25 protein-coding genes and 2 pseudogenes are annotated in these 22,467 nt (G+C 49.3%); 11 read left to right on the top strand and 16 right to left on the bottom strand.

Features of this window, described 5'->3' with window-relative positions; translation table 11 throughout:
• Window positions 1-44: 44 nt before the first annotated feature.
• The 4 genes from B9P82_RS04200 to B9P82_RS04185 all read right to left on the bottom strand — a co-directional run bounded on the left by B9P82_RS04200 (window position 45) and on the right by B9P82_RS04185 (window position 3,009).
• Window positions 45-899, bottom strand: coding sequence for an aldo/keto reductase (locus B9P82_RS04200; protein WP_101699988.1), 855 nt, complete (start codon window positions 897-899; stop codon window positions 45-47).
• Window positions 900-1,077: 178 nt separating this feature from the next.
• Window positions 1,078-1,431, bottom strand: a complete 354-nt coding sequence (locus B9P82_RS04195) for a hypothetical protein (protein ID WP_101699987.1) — start codon at window positions 1,429-1,431, stop codon at window positions 1,078-1,080.
• Between the two features lie 10 nt (window positions 1,432-1,441).
• Window positions 1,442-1,684 (bottom strand): hypothetical protein, encoded by a 243-nt coding sequence (locus B9P82_RS04190; RefSeq protein ID WP_019076610.1) that lies wholly within the window; start codon window positions 1,682-1,684, stop codon window positions 1,442-1,444.
• 578 nt (window positions 1,685-2,262) lie between these two features.
• Window positions 2,263-3,009 (bottom strand): MipA/OmpV family protein, encoded by a 747-nt coding sequence (locus tag B9P82_RS04185; protein WP_016152811.1) that lies wholly within the window; start codon window positions 3,007-3,009, stop codon window positions 2,263-2,265.
• A 434-nt stretch (window positions 3,010-3,443) separates the two neighbouring features.
• Here B9P82_RS04185 and yeaG point away from each other — a divergent pair, with 434 nt between their 5' ends.
• Both yeaG and B9P82_RS04175 read left to right on the top strand, forming a co-directional pair.
• Window positions 3,444-5,378 carry a protein kinase YeaG gene (gene yeaG, locus B9P82_RS04180; RefSeq protein WP_016152810.1) on the top strand — a complete coding sequence of 645 codons (1,935 nt, stop codon included), beginning with the start codon at window positions 3,444-3,446 and terminating at the stop codon, window positions 5,376-5,378.
• 105 nt (window positions 5,379-5,483) lie between these two features.
• A pseudogene (locus B9P82_RS04175) lies at window positions 5,484-6,784 on the top strand (YeaH/YhbH family protein).
• A 75-nt stretch (window positions 6,785-6,859) separates the two neighbouring features.
• Here the strand turns inward: B9P82_RS04175 and B9P82_RS04170 are convergent.
• Genes B9P82_RS04170 through B9P82_RS04160 form a run of 3 tightly spaced genes read right to left on the bottom strand, consistent with a single transcriptional unit; the run spans window position 6,860 to window position 8,728 of the window.
• Window positions 6,860-7,498, bottom strand: a complete 639-nt coding sequence (locus B9P82_RS04170; protein WP_170973730.1) for a CatB-related O-acetyltransferase — start codon at window positions 7,496-7,498, stop codon at window positions 6,860-6,862.
• Window positions 7,499-7,533: 35 nt separating this feature from the next.
• Entirely contained in the window at window positions 7,534-7,944 is a 411-nt protein-coding gene (locus B9P82_RS04165; protein ID WP_016156304.1) for a hemerythrin domain-containing protein, read from the bottom strand.
• Window positions 7,945-7,957: 13 nt separating this feature from the next.
• Entirely contained in the window at window positions 7,958-8,728 is a 771-nt protein-coding gene (locus tag B9P82_RS04160) for a class I SAM-dependent methyltransferase (protein ID WP_046275393.1), read from the bottom strand.
• 165 nt (window positions 8,729-8,893) lie between these two features.
• Here B9P82_RS04160 and dgcJ point away from each other — a divergent pair, with 165 nt between their 5' ends.
• The 3 genes from dgcJ (at window position 8,894) to B9P82_RS04145 (ending at window position 11,516) form a co-directional block, all read left to right on the top strand.
• The gene (gene dgcJ / locus B9P82_RS04155) at window positions 8,894-10,384 is read left to right on the top strand and encodes a diguanylate cyclase DgcJ (RefSeq protein WP_016156302.1); all 1,491 of its coding nucleotides are present in this window, start codon (window positions 8,894-8,896) and stop codon (window positions 10,382-10,384) included.
• A 44-nt stretch (window positions 10,385-10,428) separates the two neighbouring features.
• Window positions 10,429-10,932 (top strand): YbaK/prolyl-tRNA synthetase associated domain-containing protein, encoded by a 504-nt coding sequence (locus tag B9P82_RS04150; protein ID WP_046275927.1) that lies wholly within the window; start codon window positions 10,429-10,431, stop codon window positions 10,930-10,932.
• A gap of 137 nt (window positions 10,933-11,069) precedes the next feature.
• On the top strand, window positions 11,070-11,516 hold the full coding sequence (locus B9P82_RS04145) for a DUF441 domain-containing protein (RefSeq protein ID WP_016152803.1): 447 nt from the start codon (window positions 11,070-11,072) through the stop codon (window positions 11,514-11,516).
• Here the strand turns inward: B9P82_RS04145 and B9P82_RS04140 are convergent.
• A pseudogene (locus B9P82_RS04140) lies at window positions 11,493-12,291 on the bottom strand (helix-turn-helix transcriptional regulator). The gene B9P82_RS04145 and the pseudogene B9P82_RS04140 overlap by 24 nt on opposite strands.
• Before the next feature lie 99 nt (window positions 12,292-12,390).
• Here B9P82_RS04140 and B9P82_RS04135 point away from each other — a divergent pair.
• Window positions 12,391-13,578, top strand: coding sequence for a CynX/NimT family MFS transporter (locus tag B9P82_RS04135; protein WP_101699985.1), 1,188 nt, complete (start codon window positions 12,391-12,393; stop codon window positions 13,576-13,578).
• A gap of 37 nt (window positions 13,579-13,615) precedes the next feature.
• Here B9P82_RS04135 and B9P82_RS04130 read toward each other — a convergent pair whose 3' ends face one another.
• Window positions 13,616-14,323 carry a CTP synthase C-terminal region-related (seleno)protein gene (locus B9P82_RS04130; RefSeq protein ID WP_046275924.1) on the bottom strand — a complete coding sequence of 236 codons (708 nt, stop codon included), beginning with the start codon at window positions 14,321-14,323 and terminating at the stop codon, window positions 13,616-13,618.
• 198 nt (window positions 14,324-14,521) lie between these two features.
• Here B9P82_RS04130 and B9P82_RS04125 point away from each other — a divergent pair, with 198 nt between their 5' ends.
• Window positions 14,522-14,869 (top strand): DUF488 domain-containing protein, encoded by a 348-nt coding sequence (locus tag B9P82_RS04125; protein WP_016152799.1) that lies wholly within the window; start codon window positions 14,522-14,524, stop codon window positions 14,867-14,869.
• Window positions 14,870-14,876: 7 nt separating this feature from the next.
• On the opposite strand, the gene B9P82_RS04120 is transcribed toward B9P82_RS04125, so the two are convergent.
• Window positions 14,877-15,125: a putative hemolysin gene (locus tag B9P82_RS04120; RefSeq protein WP_046275923.1), complete on the bottom strand. Its 249-nt coding sequence runs from the start codon at window positions 15,123-15,125 to the stop codon at window positions 14,877-14,879.
• Window positions 15,126-15,311: 186 nt separating this feature from the next.
• Here B9P82_RS04120 and B9P82_RS04115 point away from each other — a divergent pair, with 186 nt between their 5' ends.
• The 3 genes from B9P82_RS04115 to yoaJ are packed head-to-tail and all read left to right on the top strand — an operon-like array spanning window position 15,312 to window position 16,560.
• The gene (locus B9P82_RS04115; RefSeq protein ID WP_046275922.1) at window positions 15,312-16,337 is read left to right on the top strand and encodes a sensor domain-containing diguanylate cyclase; all 1,026 of its coding nucleotides are present in this window, start codon (window positions 15,312-15,314) and stop codon (window positions 16,335-16,337) included.
• 47 nt (window positions 16,338-16,384) lie between these two features.
• Window positions 16,385-16,483: a YoaK family small membrane protein gene (locus tag B9P82_RS04110; RefSeq protein ID WP_032941789.1), complete on the top strand. Its 99-nt coding sequence runs from the start codon at window positions 16,385-16,387 to the stop codon at window positions 16,481-16,483.
• A gap of 2 nt (window positions 16,484-16,485) precedes the next feature.
• On the top strand, window positions 16,486-16,560 hold the full coding sequence (gene yoaJ / locus B9P82_RS04105) for a protein YoaJ (protein WP_101700011.1): 75 nt from the start codon (window positions 16,486-16,488) through the stop codon (window positions 16,558-16,560).
• 49 nt (window positions 16,561-16,609) lie between these two features.
• On the opposite strand, the gene B9P82_RS04100 is transcribed toward yoaJ, so the two are convergent.
• Window positions 16,610-16,858: a GlsB/YeaQ/YmgE family stress response membrane protein gene (locus B9P82_RS04100; RefSeq protein ID WP_016152796.1), complete on the bottom strand. Its 249-nt coding sequence runs from the start codon at window positions 16,856-16,858 to the stop codon at window positions 16,610-16,612.
• Between the two features lie 360 nt (window positions 16,859-17,218).
• Between B9P82_RS04100 and fdhF the strand changes: the two genes are divergently transcribed.
• A complete protein-coding gene (gene fdhF / locus B9P82_RS04095) occupies window positions 17,219-19,366 on the top strand; it encodes a formate dehydrogenase subunit alpha (RefSeq protein ID WP_101699984.1) in 2,148 nt (715 codons plus the stop codon).
• 49 nt (window positions 19,367-19,415) lie between these two features.
• Here fdhF and B9P82_RS04090 read toward each other — a convergent pair whose 3' ends face one another.
• From B9P82_RS04090 to zinT, 5 genes are all read right to left on the bottom strand, one after another.
• Window positions 19,416-20,063, bottom strand: coding sequence for a hypothetical protein (locus B9P82_RS04090; protein WP_101699983.1), 648 nt, complete (start codon window positions 20,061-20,063; stop codon window positions 19,416-19,418).
• 214 nt (window positions 20,064-20,277) lie between these two features.
• The gene (locus B9P82_RS04085; RefSeq protein WP_003832433.1) at window positions 20,278-20,460 is read right to left on the bottom strand and encodes a DUF1869 domain-containing protein; all 183 of its coding nucleotides are present in this window, start codon (window positions 20,458-20,460) and stop codon (window positions 20,278-20,280) included.
• 3 nt (window positions 20,461-20,463) lie between these two features.
• Window positions 20,464-20,826 (bottom strand): DUF1971 domain-containing protein YeaR, encoded by a 363-nt coding sequence (gene yeaR / locus B9P82_RS04080; protein ID WP_005120376.1) that lies wholly within the window; start codon window positions 20,824-20,826, stop codon window positions 20,464-20,466.
• Window positions 20,827-20,999: 173 nt separating this feature from the next.
• A complete protein-coding gene (gene leuE, locus B9P82_RS04075; protein WP_016152793.1) occupies window positions 21,000-21,638 on the bottom strand; it encodes a leucine efflux protein LeuE in 639 nt (212 codons plus the stop codon).
• Window positions 21,639-21,777: 139 nt separating this feature from the next.
• Entirely contained in the window at window positions 21,778-22,428 is a 651-nt protein-coding gene (zinT, locus tag B9P82_RS04070; RefSeq protein ID WP_053389825.1) for a metal-binding protein ZinT, read from the bottom strand.
• Window positions 22,429-22,467: the final 39 nt, after the last annotated feature.

The following is a 22,467-nucleotide window of genomic DNA, read 5'->3' as shown; positions in this document are numbered from 1 at the left end:
TTGCGTTGGCCGGATAAGAAGCGTGAGCATCGCCATTCGGCAAATCAGGCCATATCCAGCGCCGTTTTACCCTTTGGCGCTGGATATGCCTTATCTAACTGCTTCAGCTCATCAACAGAGAGCGTTATCTCCAGCGCGGCGGCATTTTGTTCGACATGCGCTACGCTTGCCGCTTTTGGAATCGCCATCACGCCCGGCAGACGGATCACCCATGCCAGCAAAATCTGCGCAGCACTAACATTGTGCGCGTGCGCGATGTCGTTCACCACAGAATGAGAAAGCAAGTCACCGCGCAATCGCCCCGCCTGAGCCAGCGGACTGTAAGCCATGACCGGCATCTGCTGCTGCTGGCACCACGGCAGTAAATCATATTCAATACCGCGCGATGCTAAATGATAAAGCACCTGGTTAGTGGCACATTCCCGCCCACCCGTGACTTGCCATAACGCCTGCATGTCATCGTAATCGAGATTAGAGACGCCCCAGCGGCGGATTTTCCCCTGCGCAATGAGTGCTTCCATGGCATCAACGGTCTCAGCAAATGAAATACTGCCCGTCCAGTGGAGCAAATAGAGATCCAGATAATCGGTTTTTAGTCGACGCAGGCTCGCTTCACAGGCGGCAATGGCTTTCTGACCACCGGCATTCCAGGGGTATACTTTCGAGACTAAAAAAGCGCTATCACGACGCCCGGTTAATGCTTCACCCACTACCTCTTCCGCTGCACCATCTGCATACATTTCGGCGGTATCGATCAGCCGCAGACCGAGATCCAGACCAGCCCGCAGCGCTGAAACCTCTTCCCGACGTCGGCCAGGATCCTCGCCCATGTACCATGTTCCCTGCCCAATAGCAGGCAGCGATACCTGCTTTGTAAACATCACCTGTTTCGCTGTCATCGCACCCTCCTGTGTTAATGCACCACAGTAAAGCAAAACAACTGGCATGTGTCCTGTTAGGGTGCACAAATTGCACCCTCTAAGATTGGAAGTTGACCGCTATGGCAACGGCAATAAAAAACCCGGCAACAAACAATGCTCCCGGGCCGAATGACAGAAAATCTTAACTGCACTGCGGTTATTTTAAGCGACCTAAATATTTCCCCTCTTTCATCGCGTTAATTTTTCCGTTTTTATAGACAATGACGGAAATCAAGCCCGCGCTATAAGACTGAGCGTCTGCATTGTTCTCATCATTTGCCGCAGCTTTGCCATTAATATAAGCAATACCATCAGCGCCACGTTTAAAGTCTACGCCCAGTTTATTCACATGCACGGGTGTGATTTTACTGGCTTGCAGCGGAGCATTAGCATCGCTGACCATCGTTTTATGTTCATGCTGTAACTGCTGACGGTAAGCCTCGCTGATGGCATAGGCTGGTGCAGCCGCAGATGTTGCGACCAGTGCAGCGATAATTATTAATTTCTTCATAAGTTACACCTTAATAATTATTGTGTTTGTGGTGATGACTGGAATTAGTATCATTTGAGTTATATACGTTTTGCGCGTTCTCCATAGCTTGTTTTTCAGCTACGGCATTGATTGTCGCCTGACGGTTTTGCTCAGCGATATAGCAGGCATCGCGGCTCACGCCCTTGCTTTCGCAAGCACTCATGCGTGAAGCCTCGGTGGAACATCCCGTCAGAATCCCACCCATCACTGCTATCATGATTAACTTTTTCATTATCTCTACCAGGTTTATTCGCAAGAAAACCACATGACATTTAATATCTGAGCCATGCAGCGTTACTGTCTTTACTTATTAAGTTGGAGTAATATCTGCAATCGCTTATTTAATGTCAATTTTAATTTTTTCAGATAAATACCTAAAAGATGTAAAATAAAAATTAACTTAATGATTTTATTTTTTCAAATGAAAGTTAACTTTCATCGTCTCACAAAAATAATAAAATAGTTATCTTGCTATTTTTAGTGGCGAGAGTTTCACGATAAAATTATACCGTGATTATAAAATAGAATATTATCAATATATTGCGAAACCAGAAATCACTCTCCCAGAACAATAATTCGTGAAACTGTACAGATACTCTTCCATTCACAAACGAATAGATTTCAGTCTCATCAAACAACAGGTTTAATTTTGGTAATTGCGGCAGGAAAAATACGTTAACTATTTGTTGCGGCCGATGTAATGCCAAAACAGCACAAAAAATCAAATCACATGTTTTGGATCAATATTCATCTCTGATATGCACAAAAAAGCCCGCATCTCTGCGGGCGAGTGTTTGACACACAGTGGTATCAGAACTTGTAGGTAACACCCGTTGAAATCAGACCCGTCCAGGATTTGTCCACCATCGGGCTGTCTGTCACTTCATCAGACAGGCGGGTATAACGCGCAGTACCGTATACGCTCCAGTTGCCCAGGAAGTTATAGTTTGCGCTGAGCTCCAGATACGGGTTCCAGGAGCTTTCAGGATCGTAGCTACGCAAGCCGCTACGGGCAGATTCATGGCGTGAAACACCATAATAGTATTCATTCTGGTTTTCACTGTTCCACTCGACACCAATCCCCGGAGTCAACGTCAAACCGCCATTGGTATAGCGGTATAACCACGCCAGATCCCATACAATACCATTGCTGTTATCCAGCGTATCGCCTGCAAGGCTGGTACGCAGGAAACCGTATTGCGTGTTGTGAATGTAAGAAAGGCCAGCCATCATGGTGCTCTTACGTTTATCCAGACTACGCAGACGGTTGTCGTCGCTGTCACCCGGTTTGAAGTACATTGGCGACCAATAGGCCATCACCGACAGCTTATCGGTATCGTCATTCCACAGGTAGTAACCACCGCCCAGACCACGGAACCAGAAGTTATCGCTTTCATAAGTCACAACCGGGACCGGGTAAACGTCACTATCGTAATCTTTGTAAGGGTGCTCAACCACACCAACGCCTGCGCCCAGCGTCAGGTTGCTCTCTGCCTGTGCGACGTTAGCGGAAGTGGCAATAAGCACGCTAAGTGCCAGAAGTTTGAGTTTGGTCACAGTCAATAATTCCTTATTTAAATGTGTAGCGGTCAAAGTTTAACCGTCAATACGCTTCAGCCCAACTATTTTACGGATTCGCCCCAGAATGTAACCCCCTAATTTCTCAGCGAGTGATGACATTTTGCTTGCAGGACAGTGAACACCGCATGAATCTTGCCCCATAGATTTACAAAAGATATGCTTTTTTTGCTGATGAGTTATTGATATGCCATTGAAATTCATTTGCGCACACAGGCAAGTTTTGCAAATGCCATCTACGCTTAATTTTAGAAGGTGTATCACCGAATACGTTGATCTCCTGACCACCACAATGGCATGAGAGTTGCTTATTTCTTCAGCAGCGACGTCGTTCAGTTTACCTCTTCAGGGGCCTCTACTATTCATATGAACGGCTCTTAACATGTGCTAAAAAAACGAAAGGACGGCATACCATGAATATATTCGATCACTATCGCCAGCGTTATGAAGCTGCCAAGGACGAAGAGTTCACGCTGCAGGAGTTTCTTACCACTTGTCGGCAAGATCGCAGCGCTTATGCCAATGCGGCAGAGCGGCTATTAATGGCTATTGGTGAGCCTGTCATGGTCGACACTGCCCACGAACCTCGTCTTTCTCGACTCTTTTCGAATCGGGTGATTGCACGATACCCTGCTTTTGAAGAGTTTTATGGCATGGAAGAGGCCATTGAGCAGATTGTTTCTTATTTGAAGCATGCGGCTCAGGGTCTGGAAGAGAAGAAGCAGATTCTGTATCTGCTGGGGCCTGTGGGAGGGGGGAAATCATCTCTTGCTGAGCGGCTGAAGTCGCTGATGCAGCGAGTACCGATTTATGTCCTGAGCGCCAACGGCGAGCGTAGCCCGGTAAACGATCATCCGTTATGCCTGTTTAACCCGCAGGAAGACGCCCAGATCCTGGAAAAAGAGTATGGGATCCCACGTCGTTATCTCGGTACGATCATGTCGCCCTGGGCTGCAAAACGTCTGCATGATTTTGGCGGGGACATTACAAAATTCCGCGTTGTCAAAGTCTGGCCGTCTATTCTGGAGCAGATCGCTATTGCCAAAACGGAGCCTGGTGATGAAAACAACCAGGATATCTCTGCGCTGGTCGGGAAAGTGGATATTCGTAAACTCGAACACCACGCCCAGAACGATCCTGATGCCTACGGTTATTCGGGCGCACTGTGCCGCTCAAACCAGGGGATTATGGAGTTCGTTGAGATGTTTAAAGCACCAATTAAAGTGCTGCATCCTCTGCTGACCGCAACCCAGGAAGGAAACTACAACGGGACAGAAGGTATCTCTGCCCTGCCGTTTAACGGAATTATTCTTGCCCACTCGAACGAGTCCGAATGGGTGACGTTCCGTAATAATAAAAACAATGAGGCGTTCCTTGACCGTGTTTACATCGTCAAAGTGCCTTATTGCCTGCGGATCTCCGAAGAGATCAAAATTTACGAAAAACTGCTTAACCACAGTGAGCTGACCCATGCGCCTTGCGCACCGGGCACGCTGGAAACGCTCTCTCGCTTTACCATTCTTTCTCGCCTGAAAGAGCCTGAGAACTCGAGCATTTACTCGAAGATGCGCGTTTACGATGGGGAAAGCCTGAAAGATACCGATCCAAAAGCGAAGTCCTATCAAGAATATCGGGATTACGCCGGGGTCGATGAGGGAATGAACGGTCTTTCCACGCGCTTCGCGTTTAAGATCCTCTCACGCGTCTTTAACTTTGACCACGCCGAAGTGGCAGCTAACCCGGTGCATCTGTTCTACGTACTGGAGCAGCAAATCGAGCGCGAACAGTTCCCGCAGGAGCTGGCAGAACGTTACCTTGAGTTCCTGAAAGGCTATCTGATCCCGAAATATGCTGAGTTCATTGGCAAAGAGATCCAGACGGCTTATCTCGAATCCTATTCCGAATATGGACAAAACATTTTTGACCGTTATGTCACTTATGCGGATTTCTGGATTCAGGATCAGGAGTATCGCGACCCGGATACCGGTCAGCTGTTTGACCGCGAGTCGTTGAACTCAGAACTGGAGAAAATTGAGAAACCGGCGGGTATCAGTAACCCCAAAGATTTCCGTAACGAGATCGTCAACTTTGTTCTGCGTGCCAGAGCGAATAACAGCGGTCGCAATCCAAACTGGACCAGTTACGAAAAACTGCGCACGGTCATTGAGAAGAAAATGTTCTCCAATACCGAGGAGTTGCTGCCGGTCATTTCGTTCAACGCCAAAACCTCAACTGACGAGCAGAAAAAACACGACGATTTTGTCGACCGGATGATGGAAAAAGGCTACACGCGTAAGCAGGTACGTTTACTGTGCGAATGGTATTTGCGCGTACGTAAATCGTCTTAAAATAAGTGCCCGGAGGCGCGTACGCTTGCCGGGCCTACAATACACATCCGTAGGCCGGATATGCTCAGCGCATCCGGCGTTACTGATGTAGCATAAAGTTGGCAAATGCAGTACGGGGGGCTTATGACCTGGTTTATTGACCGGCGTCTTAACGGCAAAAACAAGAGCACGGTAAACCGCCAGCGCTTCTTACGCCGTTATAAATCGCAAATTAAACAGTCGATCTCCGAGGCCATTAACAAGCGTTCGGTGACTGATGTGGATAGCGGCGAATCTGTCTCTATTCCGACTGATGATATTAGCGAACCGATGTTCCATCAGGGGCGTGGCGGCTTGCGCCATCGCGTGCATCCGGGTAACGACCATTTTGTGCAGAACGACCGCATTGAACGCCCGCAGGGCGGCGGCGGTGGTTCAGGAAGCGGACAAGGCCAGGCCAGCCAGGATGGCGAGGGTCAGGATGAGTTCGTCTTCCAGATCTCTAAAGATGAATATCTCGATCTGTTGTTCGAAGATTTAGCACTTCCTAACCTGAAGCAGAATCAGCAGCGTCAGTTAACGGAGTACAAAACGCACCGGGCAGGTTTCACCTCTAACGGCGTGCCTGCCAACATCAGCGTGGTGCGCTCCCTGCAAAACTCACTGGCGCGCCGCACAGCGATGACGGCAGGTAAGCGTCGCGAATTGCATGCGCTCGAAGCGGATCTGGAAACCATCGCAAAAAGTGAACCAGCGCAGTTGCTGGAAGAGGAACGGTTACGCAAAGAGATTGCCGAACTACGGGCAAAAATCGAACGCGTGCCATTTATCGACACCTTTGATTTACGCTACAAGAATTATGAAAAACGGCCCGATCCTTCCAGCCAGGCAGTGATGTTCTGCCTGATGGACGTCTCCGGTTCAATGGATCAGTCGACCAAAGATATGGCCAAGCGTTTTTATATCTTGCTGTATCTGTTCTTGAGTCGGACCTACAAAAACGTGGAAGTGGTTTATATTCGCCACCATACCCAGGCGAAAGAGGTGGATGAGCACGAGTTCTTCACTCTCAGGAAACCGGGGGAACCATTGTCTCCAGCGCGCTGAAGTTAATGGATGAAGTGGTAAAAGACCGTTACGACCCGGCCCAGTGGAACATCTATGCCGCACAGGCCTCGGACGGTGATAACTGGGCGGATGATTCCCCGTTGTGTCATGAGATTCTGGCGAAAAAACTGCTGCCGATGGTGCGATATTATAGCTATATCGAAATCACCCGCCGCGCGCACCAGACCTTGTGGCGTGAATACGAACATCTGCAATCAACGTTTGAAAACTTTGCGATGCAGCATATCCGCGACCAGGATGACATTTATCCGGTCTTTCGCGAACTGTTTCATAAGCAAAGTACAACCAGCAATAGCTAACCACATACATAAATCAGCCAGAGGTTATCTCCTCTGGTTGATTTTTATGACCTCGCGTTTCGACCACATGTTATGTCATTTAGCATTTTGTCTCAGGCTAGCCACTTCCACTTCGAGCGCGGAAATATCGCCAGAAGACAACAGCGGTTGCATTTTCACGAGCGACTCTTCCGGAAGTTGATACAAATTAAGGGCTAGTATTCGTTCAATATCCCCCACCGGCAGGCGATATTTTATTATTTTTGCCGGATTACCGCCGACTACCGCATACGGTGGCACATCTTTAGTCACCACAGCACCTGCTGCGACAACAGCGCCTTCCCCGAGCGTAACGCCTGGCATGATCATGGCGCGCATGCCTAACCAGCAACCATCATGCAACACCGTGTCACCCCGAAACTCGTAGGCATCTTTGATCGACGCCATAAAGGGATAAAGACTGATCCAGTCAAGCCGGTGCGTACTATTTCCCCCCATCAGAATAACGCTCTCAGCGCCAATGCAGACGAAATTCCCAATAATCAACTTATCCAAATGCCCAAGCGGTTCCCAGTCCCGGCTGATCTCATCACCGAGTAAATACCGCACCACCGAACGTTCGAATCCTTGATCCCAGCAGTCACTGTAATAGCTATGCGTACCCTTAATAACTATATTAGGGTTGGTCACTGTCTGATGAAGGTACTCCATTCTCGACCAGTGTTTTTCTGACACTTCGCCATCCTTTTATCATTGTGTTTTAAAACACCCTACATCCTTTCCACCAGCGGATAGAAGTCTTTATTTTCTTTTTGCATACGCTCATACACTTTGCGTAGAACATTGTTGGCATCACGTCTGAATGCCTCATCATTACCTTTTAATTTACTGGCAATATTCCAGCGCCGGGAAAAAACTTCATATTCGCTGACGATATCCGTCATTTCACGTTGAAATTTTGAGCTAACCTGTCTGAGCGTACTATTTCCATCCTGCTCAATATGTGGATAAAGGAACTGATCTTCAGCAAACAAATGTGTTTTTATAATGGCACTCATGCTAACGATCGCAGTTGCAATTTCCTGGGCATTGGATGATACGCCTGCATGGCTCAACGTACGTAGAAATGATATTTTCTCCAGAATTTCAACATGCTGATTTTTCATTTTATCAATATTCATCCGTTTATCCTTTTTATTTTCCCTTTACGGAGCAGCAGGCAATGTAGTTTAGCTGGTGACGTTGCGAACGGAAGAAGCGAAACATTTTCAGGAACCGGCGACGATTTTCGTGTGTGCGTAAGCCGTTAAACACAATTTTAACCGCCCCAGTCAGCCCTTCATCACGAATTAATCCTCGCGGCGACATCAGCGACATATCGCCATTCTGCTGCAAGACCTGTGCAAACCCACCGTTCAGAAATAAATCTCGCCAGCCTTGTCTGGTCATCGGGCTAACGTTTGATTTCACTACCTCTACAAGCTGGCCCTGCTCGCCCGCGACCAGTTTTTGTGCGGTGAACATAATGTCGTGAGTTAACAGACGCCCGCCGGGCTTCAATACGCGATAATACTCGGCAATTAACTTCGCCTTCGCTTTATCGGCATACATTGTCAGCATGGCTTCGTTGATCACAACGTCGAAACTGTTATCCGCAAATGGAAGGGTGTTAGCGTTAGCTGCCATAACGTGAATGTGATTTTCCAGACCATTTGCCGCCACGTTATTTCTGGCGTTTGCCAGTGCGGTTTTATCCATATCAATGGCGTATACCGTACAACCAAAACGTTGAACTAACTCTATCGCCGTCGTGGCCATGTTACACGCCACTTCCAGCACCTGGCTGTCGGGCGTCAGCTGTGACTGGCTGAACAACCACTCTGTTGCTTCAACGCCCCCCGGACGCAGACGGGTTTTGCCCAGGCTGGCTAAGAACGTATGGCCCGCTTTATCAGTCGCGCTCATCTGCTTGTCTCCTTTCTTATAAGTTGCATTATAAATACAACAATAAGAGTTAAAGGTGAAGCACGCGAATGATTTTTATTACAAAATGCCCTTCCCAGTAGCGTTAGAGCGGATGAATGCCGTGTGATAGACTGAAGTATCAGACTTACAGGGCTGTACATCATTATGCAATTGCATCATAAAGCGCTCAGGCTCTTTATCTCCGTCAGCGTAGTTGTTTTGACATTTTCTTTTTTGGTTTATGAGCTCATTGCCAGCGATAAAGCAATGAATGCGTACATGCGCTATATCAATGAGAAAGCCGACTCATCGTTTCTCTATGATAAGTATACTAATCAAAGTATTGCAGCCCATCTGATGCGCACATTTTCATCCCCCCAGGTACCCGCTTCTATCGAGCAACAAAAAGCACTTTGCAACGCTTTCGACAGCGTTAACGGCACTCATGGGCTCAACCTCACCCAGCATAACTACCTACCATTACACGGTACGTTGCAAACCCCCACCACAAAATGTAGCGAGAAACTTGAAGACATATTTCTACTGCCCTCTTTTGACCGGGCGGTAAACGTTAATCGTGAGCAGAAAGATTACGGTCATGGTTTAGGTATGCAGGAGTATAAATTTCGATATTACGTCGATCTCAAAAATAACTACGTCTATTTCTTTGATCTGGTCGACTCGCGGAAATTTGCGATACACAACTGGTCGTTTTTGCAAAAAGGAAACCTGGGTATCAACCAGAATGATATTGACGGTATTTTCACTGGCCGCACGGTAATCTCCCGTATTTATGAAGATAACCTGACCGAGAAAAAAGTGATGAGCTTTTTAACACCGGTCTACTATGCCGGTAAGTTAAAAGGCGTGGTGATGGTGGATATTAACAAAGAGAATTTAAAGAATATTTTCTATACCAGCGACCGCCCTCTCGTCTGGCGCTATCTTAACGTGACGCTTTCGGACATCAACTCAGGTAAAGAGATACTCGTTCACCAAAGTGAGAACAACCTGTTTAGCTATGTTCACTACCAGGAGGACATGCCCGGCGGTATACGCATCACCTTATCGCTTGATTTTATGTACTTTATTGTCTCCTCCTGGAAAGTATTCGCCTTTTATCTGCTGGCGACAATACTGTTGCTGAATATGGTCAGAACGCATTTTCGGCTGTATCACAACGTCACGCGTGAAAATATCAGTGACGCAATGACCGGGCTCTACAACCGCAAAATTTTAACGCCGACGCTCGAACAGCGTTTACAGCAGTTGGTAAACGCGGGCACCCTCGTGACCTTTATCGCCATTGATTGCGATAAACTAAAAGTCATTAATGATACGCTGGGGCATAAGGAAGGCGATCGAATTATCACCATTCTGGCTAGAGCCATTCAAACCTCGATTCGCAAAAACGACTATGCCATACGCCTCGGTGGGGATGAGTTTTGCATTATCCTCATCGATTACCCCGCTGAATTAACGCCTCGTCTGCTGGAGAGGATTCGCTATAACTTACAAATTATTGCGCAAGATAGAGCAATCAGCTTCTCCGCAGGGATTTATAATATGCAGCCAAACGACACCATTGATGATGCCTACAAAGCATCCGATGCACAGCTCTACCTGAACAAACAGAAAAAACGCGCGGATGCGTAATCATTTTTCTGACAGGATTTTCATTGTTGTACCAGGAGTAAGTCATGACGGAAGTGAACAAAGGTAACGCAACGCATCAGCGTTTAATTTCGCTGTTGTCAGAACAAGGCGCGACGTATCGCGTGGTAAGCCATGAAGCGGTCGGCAAATGTGAAGCGGTTTCTGAAATTCGCGGTACCGCACTGGGCCAGGGAGCAAAAGCACTGGTTTGTAAGGTCAAAGGCAACGGCGTTAATCAGCATGTCCTGGCGATTCTTTCTGCCGACCAGCAGGCCGACCTGAGCCTGTTAGCCAGTCATATCGGCGGGTTAAGAGCATCACTTGCCAGCCCGGCGGAAGTCGATGCACTGACAGGTTGCGTATTTGGCGCTATCCCACCGTTTAGCTTCCATCCAAAACTTAAGCTGGTCGCCGATCCGCTATTGTTTGAGCGTTTTAATGAAATTGCGTTCAATGCCGGAGTGCTGGAAAAATCCGTGATCATGGATACCGCAGATTACCTACGTATCGCGCAACCGGAATTACTCCCGTTCCGCCGCGTACAATAGCCGCCCGAGTCAGGTGTAAAAACGTAGCATCGTGCATTAGCCCAAAAAAAATCATAATCATTAAAAAAAGCCTGTTCCATCACGCGTTTACGCGTACAGTAAGCAGGCTTATTTTTTCTTTTGGCAAGGAAACTACGATGTTTGATGTCACTCTGCTGATCCTGCTCGGACTGGCAGCTCTGGGCTTTGTCAGCCACAACACCACTGTCGCTGTTTCAATTCTGGTGCTGATCATTGTTCGTGTTACCCCTCTGAATACTTTCTTTCCATGGATCGAAAAACAGGGGCTGACCGTCGGGATTATAATTCTAACCATTGGCGTCATGGCGCCGATCGCCAGCGGAACGCTCCCCCCCTCCACGCTCATCCACTCCTTTGTGAACTGGAAATCACTGGTCGCTATTGCCATCGGGGTATTCGTCTCCTGGCTTGGCGGGCGCGGTGTCACGCTCATGGGTAGCCAGCCTCAGCTTGTGGCCGGTTTACTGGTGGGTACGGTACTGGGCGTGGCGCTATTTCGCGGTGTGCCGGTGGGACCGCTCATTGCGGCAGGTCTGGTGTCATTGATTGTTGGGAAGCAGTAGCCAGTCCAGCCAGATAACGGCCTGGCGTCTGTCCCAGGCCTTTTTTGAACATGGTGATAAATGCCGTGGTCGAATCGTAACCGAGCATGTGTGCAACCTGTTGCACGTTATGACCATCTATCAGCGCCTGCAGCGCCAGAATCAATTGAAGCTGGTGACGCCAGCGGCGAAAACTCAACCCCGTTTCTTTAACGACCAGACGGGCGAGGTTCCGCTCACTCATCGCAAATACGCTGGCCCACTGTCCCAGCGTCTGCCACTGCGCGGGCTCCCGCGCCATCGTCGCGACCATTCTGCGGATTTTCGGGTGATCGGAAACCGGCAACTGCATTTGCTCCTGCGGCTGCTGCGGGAGTTCATCAAATAACACTTGCGTCAGCCGCTGGGTAGACAGCTCCAGCCGTTGATCATCCGTTTTGGACGCCAGCGCCAGAATGAGCTCCCGACATAACGGGGCGATTTTCAGGGTGCAGCAGCGTTCAGGCATCACTACTGCCTGCGGCTCAATAAACAAAAAGCACAGTTGCGCCCCAACGGTAACGTGGTTGCTGTGTGGAATTTCACCGGGGATCCATACCGCATATTGTGGAGGCACCATCCACATAGCATTTTCAACCTCACAGGTGATCGCGCCATGCAAGGCCAGAATCAACTGCCCCTTACGGTGCTGATGCAGCGGACTGAAGAGTTCATCTTCCCGGGCCTGTATACAAAACGCCACCGCCGCATCGTGGTAAAGGTCGGGCTCATACCCATCCAGCCTCAGTCCTAACATAAAAATGTCCGTTTTTAGCGATAAACTGTCATTTTAGCTTGATTCATCCATTGAGTAAAAACGCTAAAGTATCGCCTCGCCTGACGATATGAGAAAAAAATGACAAATATGCCTTCCTCCCGCGGCAAAAACGCAGCCTGGCTGATCGCGGGGATCCTGATGATTGCCACCACGCTGCGCGTCACCTTTACCGGAGCCGCCCCGTTGCTGGATGCAATTCGCACCGACTACGGCCTGAGTACCGCCCAGACGGGACTTCTGACCACCCTGCCGCTGCTGGCCTTCGCACTGGTATCGCCTCTGGCCGCCGCCGTTGCACGCCGTTGGGGTATCGAACGCAGCCTGTTTGCCGCAATGCTACTGATTTGCGTAGGTATTGCGATACGTTCGCTGCCCACGCCAGGTTTCCTGTTTAACGGTACCGCTATCATTGGTTGCGGAATCGCGCTGGGAAATGTGCTGTTACCTGGGCTGATTAAGCGTGATTTTGCTCAGCATGTGGCAAAACTCACTGGCGCATACTCGCTGACTATGGGCGCAGCGGCGGCACTGGGTTCAGCTATTGTGGTTCCGCTGGCGCTGAACGGGTTTGGCTGGCGCGGTGCGCTGATGGTACTGATGGTCTTTCCGCTGCTGGCGCTGATTATCTGGTTACCCCAATGTCGCCAGACGGCCAATGCCAGTTTGAGCAACTCGCGCGCTTTGCATTCCCGCGCGATCTGGCGCTCGAGCCTCGCCTGGCAGGTGACGCTGTATCTCGGGATCAATTCACTTATCTACTACGTGATCATTGGCTGGCTACCCGCCATTTTAATCAGCCACGGCTACAGCGAAGCGCAGGCCGGTTCGTTGCATGGTTTACTGCAACTGGCAACCGCCGCGCCGGGGTTATTGATCCCTCTCGTCCTGAACAGATTTAAGGATCAGCGCGCCATCGCCGCACTGGTTTCGTTAATGTGCGCCGTCGGCGCAGCGGGATTCGCGGTAATGCCCGGGCAGGCTTTGCTGTGGACCATACTGTTTGGCTTTGGCTCAGGCGCCACGATGATCCTTGGTTTGACCTTTATTGGCCTGCGCGCAAGCTCAGCGCATCAGGCCGCGGCCCTGTCCGGCATGGCACAGTCCGTCGGGTATTTACTGGCCGCCTGTGGGCCACCGCTGATGGGTAAGATTCACGACCTCAATGGTAGCTGGCTGATTCCATTAGCTGGGGTTGCCGTGTTAGCGATACTGATGGCGGTGTTTGGTCTGTGCGCAGGGCGTAATCGGGAGATCGCAAGCGCATAATGCAGCGGGCAGGTTTGGGTACAACCTGCCCGTTTTTTTATCCTCGCGCAGCGCGCAGCATTGCCTGAACTAACAGCACGGGTTTTCCCGCCAGCGCTCCACGTTCATGCTGAAAGAGTGTGCCGACAAAAAAAGGATGCGTCACCAGCTCAATGGCACGGATATCACCCGCCTCATCCCAGCCAGTCACACGAAGATCACCGCTCTCAAGCTCGGCGGCAAAATCTTCCGATACGCCATAGTTACAGTGATACCCCTCGGAGATAACACCCCGTCCGTAGGCTTTGGCAATCAGCGTATTGGCCCTCAGTTCAATATCATCCGTTTTTTCTACCAGCGAGCAGGTCAACGGTGCGATGACCATCCGCCCCGTGGTATCCGTTTCCGCATGGGCAGCATCACTCCAGCCCAGCACGTTGCGGGCATACTCCAGAATCGCATGTTGAAAACCGCCACAGGTCCCGAGGAATGGGATGCTGTTTTCACGCGCGTAGCGGATCGCGATCAGTGCGCCTTCCAGGTGCCGATATGGACTGCCAGGAACGACCCAAATAGCATCATAGCCAATCAGATCTTCACTGCTGCTAATATCAGAGGTGGTTAGCCAGTCATAATCAGCCACTAATTCCAGGACGGCAGCGGCATCATCGATAGCAAGAGGAATGGCCTGATGCGCCACAATATCAGGGCTGTAATCACCCACCAGCGCAATGCGAAGCGTATCTTTAAACGGGGAAATTTCCATTAAGCTTTCCTTATGTCCAGACAATGAGGGACAATATAAGGAGCCTCAGCCTACCGATTTTTTGTTGGTATCACAATCCCTTAAATTGGGAGTCAGGACGGGCAGAATGTTACAATTGTCACCTTTTACGATCTTATTTAACCGTAATAAAGGTGTCGAAATATATCAAAGCAGTGGATTAATGGAGCGGATGAAAAGATGAAAATTCAATGTAAACGCGTATATGACCCAGCAGAAAAAAATGATGGTTATCGCGTACTGGTCGACAGGTTGTGGCCTCGCGGGGTAAAAAAGACCGACCTTATTTTTAACGAATGGAATAAAGCGCTTACGCCGTCATCTGATTTACGCAAGGCGTTCCACGCAGAATTGATTGATTTCACACACTTTTCCGAGCAATATCGCGCTGAACTCGCCCTACAGCAGCAGGAAGGAAAGCGTCTCGCAGAGATTGCCCGACAGCAAACCTTAACGCTACTGTATGCGGCGAAAAACACCCAGCAAAACCACGCGCTGGTGCTGGCGGAATGGATACGTCAATGCTAACCGGATTTCATTTGCCCGTTGTCGGATGATCTCTGCGCCAGAGCGCCCATTCATCAATCACTTCCCCGCCCGGTAATTTGCAGTCCGACCTTACGCCTTGCGTGGTCTGCACCGCAATCAGCGAGCCGCCCTTTTGTTCACAATATACCGATGCCGGATTCGCCAGACCAATCTTCGGCGGTTTGGGGGCTTCGGGCTGAGTGGTACATCCCGCTAACACCAACAAGCCGGGCAAAATAATAGACGCCAGTTTCATATCGACTCCTGTTAAAAACCTTATCCCGGCAGGTTACCCCGACTTTCCATCTATCTCCATGTTTTACTGCCAGCTTTCAATTTAATGTTTAAATTTTGAGCGGGATGGCGTGTTTCATCTTTCATCTTGATGTTCTATCATGCGGGCCACGTTAGCCCAGTCATTACTCAGGAGCATTTACACCTCATGTCGGACATGATCCTTGCCAGAGTCTCACAATCCTTAGCCACGGAGCAGTCAGTTGAGAGCCTGGTTCGGCAACTTCTGGAGATGCTGGAAGTGGTGACTGAGATGGAATCCACCTATTTAACCAAGGTCGATTTAGATGCCCGCCTGCAGCATATTTTGTATGCGCGCAATAGCAAGCAGATGCAGATCCCTGAAGGGCTGTCCGTACCCTGGGATGAGACGCTATGCAAACGCGCCATAGACGAAAACTGTCTGTACAGCGACAACGTTCCCGCTCGCTGGCCGGATTGTACCGCCGCCCGCGCGCTGGAGATAACCACTTTCCTGAGCACGCCGGTTCATCTTCCCGACGGAACGTTTTACGGTACGCTCTGTGCCACCAGTCGCCACCAGCACGCATTAAGCCAACGTGGCGAACAGGTGTTACATCTGTTTGCGGGCCTGATCGCCCAGTCAATTCAAAAAGAGTCGCTGGTTGCTCAGTTACGCGAAGCGAATGCCGCGCTGATTGCGCACTCTTACACCGATGCCCTGACCGGATTACCGAATCGGCGCGCCATTTTTGAAAATGTTGAGACTCTTTTTTCCCTTGCCCGACATCTCAGGCAGAAGATTATTTTTGCCTATATTGATTTGGATGATTTCAAATTGATCAATGACCGCTTTGGCCACGAGGTTGGCGACCAGTTTCTGATCCAGATTGGTCAGCGTCTGCTTCGCGAATGCGGTGACAATGATATCCTTGGCCGACTGGGTGGTGACGAATTTTTAGTCGTGAGCCTGTCACCGGAAGATGACAGGGATCCGCGGGACCGCCTGCAGCAGGTGAAAAATCAGCTACAACAGCAAATTTGCGGTGACTACCACCTGGGTGACATTCATCTATTTTATCCTGGCGCCAGTCTGGGCGTGGTGGAAATTAATCCGTTGGAGACTGATGTAAACTGCGCGCTCCACCTCGCAGACAGCGCAATGTACAAGGATAAAAAGCGTCAGGATAAAACCACTTTTGTCGTACATTAAGCCCTGCTATGCTAACCCGTCTTTAAATAACTCTGGCAGATAATCGTATGCGACTCGGTATTATTTTCCCCGTCATCATTTTCATTTCCGCTGTCGTTTTCTTATCCTGGTTTTTTATTGGCGGCTACGCTGCGCCGGGAGCATAACGATGAAAAAAACAACGCTTATTATGATTGGCGTGGCTATCATCGTCGTTCTGGGAACAGAATTCGGCTGGTGGTGACCTAAGAAAAAGGCCACATATTAGTGGCCTCTATTGTCTATATGTTTACTTAGCTTTTGATTTTTCTGTAGATAAACAACACCACAATCGCACCGATCACCGCCACGGCGAAACTGCCGAAGTTGAAACCATCGACTTTACCAAAACCAAAGAAAGTGCTGATCCAGCCACCCACTACCGCACCGACAACCCCTAAGATAATGGTCATAAAGAATCCGCCGCCATCTTTACCCGGCATAATCCATTTTGCCAAAATCCCAGCAATAAGACCGAAAACCACCCATGAAATAATGCCCATAATTTCCCTCACTTATGTTTTTAAATTAACGATTCACTCGTCGTATAAAAGCATAGCATAGCGCTGAAAAATTAAAATTTGTGATCGCTATCACTTCTGTTTTTCATCTTTTTCCGATGTTTCATAAGGTTACACCTCTGACCGGCAGACTAAATTTTGTCGCGCCTCGTCATTAATGTCGAATCGTCAGTCATTCTGCTTAAGGCTTTGGCCGTCAGCCCCTGCTATTGCTGGGTTTTCACTTCTGGCACACTTTATGCTTAAACAGTCCGTCACTACGACACATCGTAGTCCGCGATGCGTATCGCGTGACTGCGTCTACAATTCGCGCTATTTCAGCATTTAACAGGTCTGTTATTGATGAAAAAAATCACCAGTGTATGCCCATACTGTGGGGCCGGGTGCAAGCTCAAGCTTGTTGTTGAGAATAACAAAATCATCCGCGCTGAGGCCGCAGAGGGTGTAACGAACCAAAATCAGTTATGCCTGAAAGGCTATTATGGTTGGGACTTTCTTAACGACACTCGCCTTCTGACTCCCCGTCTGACCCGCCCGATGATCCGTTATGAAAAAGGTGGAAAATTCACTCCCGTTAGCTGGGATGAAGCCATTCGTTACACCGCAAAACGCTTAACTGAAATCAAAAATACCTATGGCCCTCGTGCCATCATGACCACCGGTTCTTCCCGTGGAACTGGGAATGAGACCAACTACGTGATGCAAAAATTCGCACGTGGCGTGCTCCATACCAACAATGTCGATTGCTGTGCCCGCGTCTGTCACGGCCCTTCCGTGGCCGGGTTACAGGAAACGTTAGGCAATGGCGCGATGAGCAATTCCATCAGCGACATTGAAAACTCAAAATGCCTGCTGATCTTTGGTTATAACTGTGCCGATTCACACCCAATTGTGGCCCGCCGGGTAATTAAAGCTCGCCAGAACGGCGCAAAAATCATTGTCTGCGACCCACGCCGTATTGAAACTGCCCGTATCGCTGACCAACATTTGCAGTTGAAAAACGGTTGCAATATGGCGCTGGTCAACGCGTTTGGCCATGTTCTCATCGAGGAGCAACTCTACGATCGCGAGTATGTACAAAAGCATGCGGAAGGACTGGAAACATACTGGGAAACCGTTAAGGAGTATGCGCCTGAAGACGTTGAACATTTAACCGGTGTTCCCGCACAGCAGGTTCGTCAGGCGATGCGTACATTTGCTGCGGCGCCATCGGCCACCGTGATGTGGGGGATGGGCGTCACCCAGTTTGGTCAGGCCGTTGACGTGGTTCGTGGTTTGTCGAGCCTGGCCTTGCTGACCGGAAATCTGGGACGCCCTAACGTCGGTGTTGGCCCGGTGCGCGGGCAAAATAACGTGCAGGGCGCGTGCGATATGGGGGTGCTGCCTAACCAGTTTCCAGGGTATCAGGACGTAACCGATTTCGCCGTCAGGGAGAAATTTGCCACCGCATGGGGCATTGACGTTAATCAGATGGATGACAAGGTTGGGACCCGCATCACCGAAGTTCCGCATCTGGCTATCGAAGGCAAAATCAAAGCCTACTACATCATGGGAGAAGATCCGCTGCAAACCGAGGCCGATTTGGGTCTGGTCCGCGAAGGATTTAACGCGCTCGATTTTATCGTCGTGCAGGATATCTTCATGACCAAGACGGCGGAAATGGCCGATGTCCTCCTGCCTGCCACCTCATGGGGTGAACACGGTGGCGTCTTTACCTGCGCCGATCGCGGTTTCCAGCGTTTTGAGAAAGCGATTGAACCCACCGGTGATGTAAAGCGTGACTGGGAGATTATCAGCCTGCTGACCAGCGAAATGGGTTATCCAATGCAGTATCAAAATAACCAGCAAATCTGGGATGAGATGCGCGAGCTGTGTCCACTGTTCTACGGCGTGACCTATGAGAAAATGGGTGAGATGGGTCATGTTCAGTGGCCATGTCCCGATCTCGATAGTCCTGGTACGCCCTACCTTTACGCGCACAGCCAGTTCGATACCGCCAATGGCAAAGGCAAACTGTTTGCCGCACCGTGGCGAGCGCCAGCAGAAGTTCCTGATGAACAATATCCGCTGGTGCTGTGTACCGTGCGTGAGGTTGGGCACTACTCCTGCCGTTCGATGACCGGCAACTGCGCAGCGTTGCAAGCGCTGGCAGACGAGCCTGGGTATGTGCAAATCAATACCCATGATGCTGAAAAAATGGGTATTCGTCATCGCGATCTGGTATGGGTCAGCTCGCGCCGCGGTAAGGTCATCAGCCGTGCGGATGTCTCCGAGCGCATCAATGCCGGAACGGTCTATATGACCTATCAATGGTGGATTGGCGCGTGTAACGAGTTAACCCAGGACAATCTCGATCCTATTTCGAAAACGCCGGAAACCAAATATTGCGCCGTAAATATTGAGCACATTACCGATCAGGGTTGGGCAGAAAAATATGCCGCACAAACGTATAGCGACATGAAGTCACGTCTGTGTGAGGCTATTGCGTAAGTCACCGCCATCATCGCCTGAGTCTGGCTTTCCAGACTCAGGCCTTATCTCATGACTTCGCCAGCTGTGGTTCACTGAAGCGGATGGATGCAGCTTCCTCCTGCTTATCCCGCCGCATAAAGCCGAGGTTCATCAGAAACAATCCCGCCATAAACGGTAGTTCGTACAGTTCTTCAATCAGATCGCCATACTGAGCATTGTGCAGAAAGATGGGAGCCAGCAGACGATGATGCTCTACCGTATCGGAGATCAAAAATGCACAGGTGGTGATCGCTAACAGCCACAGAGGTAGCGGTTCATTGCGAAAGCGACGGGCAATATCCTGGCGTAAGCGCTTCGAAATCAGCACTGGCAGAATAATCATGGCAATCAATACCACTGAGATAGCCCGGAACAGGAGTTTAGGATGCTCAGGAAAATAATCGCGGCCCCAACTTGTGCTTCGGCCCAGTAATACCAGCCACCACGCTGCCGCCCAAAGCCAAAATTGCTTCTCGCCTTCGGGACGTGATAAGGGCCTGATGTAACTGAGTGTAAATATGGCACCAAACAGCAGCCATAGCGCCTGGCCATTTTCAATCCAGCTGACGACAGTACCGCTGAGTAGCGGGAGATGCCAGTTCGCGGCGAACGGGATCGCCACGATGGCTAATCCGAGAATGATTGTGGGTAATGTAAGTCGGGTATTGAGTTTCATAAGCGCGATGTTCTGTTTTATATCTGTTTCGCGATCATAACCCCTGTGAATGATCAACTATTAGCAATCAATGCGAATCTCTTAAGGTATTCTTAAGGAATCCTTTCTGGATATTTCCCTGTTTCGCCCACAAAAAAACGCACTGCGCCGTCAAAGCGCAGTGCGGTTTTTAGATTAAAAACTAATATATTCAATCAGTAGCAGTGACTAATGCCTACCACCCGCAGACTTCGTGCTCATTTTCGGTATCGTACGAACGCACGGTATTGACCAGATCTTTGACCACTTCAGCTGCCACATCCGGCACCAGTAATGTCATTGGCGCCTCTGTTTCATAATCAACAGAAACACCGTTGCTGTTATTGGTCACGGTTACGGTATAGGTTGCTTTACCCATGATTTACTCCTTGCCGGTGCGCACGACTTTTCGTTGATTTGCACTCTCCATCAGAACTTCCGGGGCGACGAAAAAATCGATATTAAAGTAAGTGTCGTCGGTCATCACTTCGATGTTATGCCATTTTTCCGGTGGAAAAACGCCAAACTGACCGGCTTCAATAATCATCACCTCTACTGGCTCCGGACTGTGTTCGTCTGCGTATCCGAGATATTTGACCGCCCCCTGCATAACCGAAAGTCGAGGATAAACCCCGGCACGGGTCCCTTTATCAAGGTGGCGTTCGAAAATTCCGGCAGGCGCCGTTTCTTTGTTCCAGAATGGCGTAGAGCGTGTATGGATATGATTCTGTGGAATTTGAAGCATTTTTCTTCCCTTTTCCAGTCGACAACCAGCGAGTCATATTGAACCGCTGCTGTATACAGGGTACGCCTCAAAATATACATTTAAAATACCATTTATTGGTTATAACCCTACGATTATAAATGAAAAGCAGAGCGCAATATTAAAGGCCCGCCGCACTCAGCGGGCCGATGGCATCACGATTGAAGCGTGGCCAGACGGGCGGCAAAACCAACGAAAATCAGGCCGATAAGGGAATTACCCACTTTGGCCAGTTTCTTCTTCGTACGGATATATTGCGTCACAAACGCGCCGGAGAAAATAAGGAAACTCAAATAGAAAAAGCTCACTATCTCAAGCGTAATAGCCAGAATAAAGAATGACAGCCCTGAATGCGGCGCATTGACATCAATAAACTGCACGAAGAACGACACATAAAACAGAATAGCTTTGGGATTGGTCAGGCTCAGGATTAATGCGCGCTTAAAAATAGCGCCAAACGGAACTTCCTCAGGCGCGGCGTCGCTTGCTTTCGATTTCAGTGTTGCATACAGGATCTTCGCGCCAAGATACAGTAAATAGAAAGCGCCAAGATAACGAACGATATTGAACAAAACGGGCGTTGTTTTAATCAATGCAGCAACACCGGCATAGGCCAAAAACATCAACACGGCATCACCAATAAACACACCGCTGGCGGCGAGATAACCCCCCTTTACTCCCCTACCGACGCTGTTTTTCAGCACAAATATCGTATTTGGCCCCGGTACCAGCACGATAAAAATAGCCCCCACCAGATACGTCCAGTAATTCAGAACTCCATACTCTGCGAACACGTTAACCTCTTCCTGAAAAAACACATGCACTTGCTGCGATACAATATGCTAACGAATGCGACAGGTGATGGAAAGAGCAGGTTATTAATTAAAAAACCCGCCACTGGTGGCGGGTGTGTACAGATAAGGTTAGCCCAGATTAATGGTGCAGCATCTCATCCACTACTTCTTCGCCCTTCAGTTGATAAGGGTAGTAGGTAGGCCAGTTTTCCATCTCCTCAAGCAAGGCAGCCTGCGAGGTATTTCCCATAAAGATATGGAAGTGGCTCGATTTACGCGGCGCGATAATATGATCGCTGAATTGCACGTATTTAGGCGCTTTGCTGTCAGCGGCTTTACACTCAAACAGATACCGTACACCTTTCTTGCCTGATTTATAGTGCAAGATTTTATACCCGGCATAATCGTATTTGCACGATGCGACCTGATTACCGGTGTGAAATTCCATCACGCCATCTTCGATGCCGATGGTGTCTACATTGGTTGCATAGCCTGTACGGTAATAAGCTTTAATTTGTTCTGCCGTTTTGCTTTTATCTTTCTCCGCTTTCTTTTTGAAAACCGGATCAAGTTCGCCACTGACCAGATACGGATAGACAGATTGCCACATGCCATCCCAGTCGGACAGCGCCCGGTTCTGCACCTGGTTATCATCAAATACCCCTTCCGACGCCTTTTGTTCTACTTCACTCATCGGCGCACCATGGGAATGATGACCATGCGCCAAAACCTGCCCACTGACTAAAAGCATCCCCAGAGCGATTGTCAGTTTGTTAAAACGAATAGCCAAAATTTCACCCTCAAATCGTTTGCGAGTGAATTGTTATAA

The sequence above is a fragment of the Citrobacter sp. L55 genome (genome assembly GCF_002850715.1).
Lineage (GTDB): Bacteria > Pseudomonadota > Gammaproteobacteria > Enterobacterales > Enterobacteriaceae > Citrobacter > Citrobacter braakii.
Note: the sequence above shows the minus strand (reverse complement) of the source record. Positions and strands in the feature narration are given on the sequence as shown.

Coding starts and splice junctions, on each gene's coding strand:
- B9P82_RS04200 (WP_101699988.1), bottom strand. CDS start 899: ATGACAGCGAAACAGGTGATGTTTACAAAGCAGGTATCGCTGCCTGCT.
- B9P82_RS04195 (WP_101699987.1), bottom strand. CDS start 1,431: ATGAAGAAATTAATAATTATCGCTGCACTGGTCGCAACATCTGCGGCT.
- B9P82_RS04190 (WP_019076610.1), bottom strand. CDS start 1,684: ATGAAAAAGTTAATCATGATAGCAGTGATGGGTGGGATTCTGACGGGA.
- yeaG (WP_016152810.1), top strand. CDS start 3,444: ATGAATATATTCGATCACTATCGCCAGCGTTATGAAGCTGCCAAGGAC.
- B9P82_RS04165 (WP_016156304.1), bottom strand. CDS start 7,944: ATGAATATTGATAAAATGAAAAATCAGCATGTTGAAATTCTGGAGAAA.
- B9P82_RS04160 (WP_046275393.1), bottom strand. CDS start 8,728: ATGAGCGCGACTGATAAAGCGGGCCATACGTTCTTAGCCAGCCTGGGC.
- dgcJ (WP_016156302.1), top strand. CDS start 8,894: ATGCAATTGCATCATAAAGCGCTCAGGCTCTTTATCTCCGTCAGCGTA.
- B9P82_RS04150 (WP_046275927.1), top strand. CDS start 10,429: ATGACGGAAGTGAACAAAGGTAACGCAACGCATCAGCGTTTAATTTCG.
- B9P82_RS04145 (WP_016152803.1), top strand. CDS start 11,070: ATGTTTGATGTCACTCTGCTGATCCTGCTCGGACTGGCAGCTCTGGGC.
- B9P82_RS04135 (WP_101699985.1), top strand. CDS start 12,391: ATGACAAATATGCCTTCCTCCCGCGGCAAAAACGCAGCCTGGCTGATC.
- B9P82_RS04130 (WP_046275924.1), bottom strand. CDS start 14,323: ATGGAAATTTCCCCGTTTAAAGATACGCTTCGCATTGCGCTGGTGGGT.
- B9P82_RS04125 (WP_016152799.1), top strand. CDS start 14,522: ATGAAAATTCAATGTAAACGCGTATATGACCCAGCAGAAAAAAATGAT.
- B9P82_RS04120 (WP_046275923.1), bottom strand. CDS start 15,125: ATGAAACTGGCGTCTATTATTTTGCCCGGCTTGTTGGTGTTAGCGGGA.
- B9P82_RS04115 (WP_046275922.1), top strand. CDS start 15,312: ATGTCGGACATGATCCTTGCCAGAGTCTCACAATCCTTAGCCACGGAG.
- B9P82_RS04110 (WP_032941789.1), top strand. CDS start 16,385: ATGCGACTCGGTATTATTTTCCCCGTCATCATTTTCATTTCCGCTGTC.
- B9P82_RS04100 (WP_016152796.1), bottom strand. CDS start 16,858: ATGGGCATTATTTCATGGGTGGTTTTCGGTCTTATTGCTGGGATTTTG.
- fdhF (WP_101699984.1), top strand. CDS start 17,219: ATGAAAAAAATCACCAGTGTATGCCCATACTGTGGGGCCGGGTGCAAG.
- B9P82_RS04090 (WP_101699983.1), bottom strand. CDS start 20,063: ATGAAACTCAATACCCGACTTACATTACCCACAATCATTCTCGGATTA.
- B9P82_RS04085 (WP_003832433.1), bottom strand. CDS start 20,460: ATGGGTAAAGCAACCTATACCGTAACCGTGACCAATAACAGCAACGGT.
- yeaR (WP_005120376.1), bottom strand. CDS start 20,826: ATGCTTCAAATTCCACAGAATCATATCCATACACGCTCTACGCCATTC.